Genomic DNA, 1,790 nt, shown 5'->3' on the forward strand with positions numbered 1-1,790 from the left:
TTTGTTAGTTCTTTTCTATACTGCTTTGGCTGAGATGATGGTTGTTATCCAGGTTGCAAAGTGCTACCTCTCTTATGCACAGTTTGCTACTAAATGTTGATTTCATTGGATGAAGTGAAAAAGTCTTCTCCACAACACAAAGCTAATTTTACGGGATGCTATGTTGACAACCTTGGAAGCTACTCTAGAAAAAGATGGCACCATTTGATGGATAAAACTGTTGCCAGGTAGTCGTTATCAAATTTTAGTGACGCTGTTAGAAAAACTACCAGATGAAGATAGGGAATCGAGCTTACTTGCTGAAGCAACATTGGCTGAAGACTGGTTGCGGCCTGAAGAAGAGGAAGCATGGGCCCATTTGCAGTAGGCTCAGTCGTGTTGATTCACGTTCCTTTCTCTGACCTGTCTTCCAGTAAACTTAGACCAGCGCTGCTCTTAAAGGAAACTACACAAATCCTGGTGGCCCTGCTGAATCCAGAAGTAGCATGAAGCCTTCTTTCCCCCTCTTGCTGGGAGTGCTCAACGTCACTCCAGATTCTTTCTCGGATGGGGGAAAGTTCCTGAAAGTCGAAGCAGCCCGTTTGCAGGCTCAGCGCATTGTCGAGGCAGGAGCAGATTGGCTGGACCTAGGTGGGGAATCCACAGGACCGGGTAGCGTGGAGGTGTCTCTGGAGGAAGAACTCCGGCGGGTGCTTCCGGTGTTGGAATTGATTCGAGCAGATCATCCAGAATTGAAGATCTCTATCGATACCTGGAAAGCTGAAGTTGCCCGCAGATGCCTCTCTATGGGAGCAAAGGTGGTCAATGATGTGACTGCACTGCGTCGAGATCCTGCAATGGCTGAAGTCGTTGCTGAGGCTGGGGTTCCTGTCATCTTGATGCATGCCAAGGAAGCTGATGGCCGGACGACCCGAACAGTCCAGCACTACGACGACGTGATTTCGACCGTGAAGGCCTTTTTTGAGGAAAGAGTCCGTTGGGCCACGGATCATGGAATCCAGGAAGAACAGATAATTCTGGACCCGGGGTTGGGATTCTTCATCAGCGCCGAGGCTCGCTACAGCTTTGAGATCGTGCGTCGCTTGCCCGAATTGAAGGCACTTGGCTTTCCGTTGTTGCTGGGGCCTTCCCGCAAGTCCTTCCTGGCTGGAGTATCCCCAGGAAGAACCCTCTCAACCGAAGAACGCCTGATCCCTGGAGTCGCTCTGTCTGCAATTGCAGCTTGGCTTGGCGTCGATATCCTACGGATCCACGATGTTCAAGCAGAACGACTCTTGCTGGATACGGTGCAGGCACTTCGAGGATAAATGGAGTCGTGCTTCCTTGTAACCCTTTTAGGTACAGGGCACTCAAGTTAGAGCATCTCACGCCCCAATTCAGTTGTGAACTCAACGAACAAAAGTCCTCATCCTTAACCTGAGGTTGTTGATAAAGTGACCTCCTGAGGTCTTTCCTGTCCGACATCCTACCCAAGTAACCTCTTTCCTTGGTCTCGATTAAACCTGTCTGAAAAATTGTATAAATTTGAAATCAGTGAGAATTCAAAATTTGACTGAAAATCATCTATTTTTAGTCAAATTGTCATGAGGGCTGGGAGTGGAGATCTGGAAGATTTTCTTGGGAAAGAATTTAGCAAAAAAGTTCAGTAAATAAGCGCTAGCAAGCAAAAATCCAAGGGTTTTCTGAACAATGGAAAGCAGGCTCAGCGTAAGAAATATTGAAAAAATCAGGAACTGTATTTGGGAGGAAATTTTGTATTGCACGAAATTCCTCTAATCCAATTAGGAATC

General features: G+C 47.3%; 3 protein-coding genes. All 3 read left to right on the forward strand.

Annotation, left to right across the window (positions count from 1 at the left end; all coding sequences use genetic code 11):
* Window positions 1-220 precede the first annotated feature (220 nt).
* The 3 genes from P8O70_00230 to folP are packed head-to-tail and all read left to right on the forward strand — an operon-like array spanning window position 221 to window position 1,307.
* Entirely contained in the window at window positions 221-367 is a 147-nt protein-coding gene (locus tag P8O70_00230; protein ID MDG2195310.1) for a hypothetical protein, read from the forward strand.
* Complete coding sequence (locus P8O70_00235) at window positions 349-489, forward strand: hypothetical protein (GenBank protein MDG2195311.1); 141 nt, start codon at window positions 349-351, stop codon at window positions 487-489. Before P8O70_00230 ends, P8O70_00235 begins: the two co-directional genes overlap by 19 nt.
* A complete protein-coding gene (folP, locus tag P8O70_00240; GenBank protein MDG2195312.1) occupies window positions 486-1,307 on the forward strand; it encodes a dihydropteroate synthase in 822 nt (273 codons plus the stop codon). Before P8O70_00235 ends, folP begins: the two co-directional genes overlap by 4 nt.
* Window positions 1,308-1,790: the final 483 nt, after the last annotated feature.

This window comes from SAR324 cluster bacterium (assembly GCA_029245725.1).
In the GTDB taxonomy this organism is placed as follows: Bacteria; SAR324; SAR324; order SAR324; family NAC60-12; genus JCVI-SCAAA005.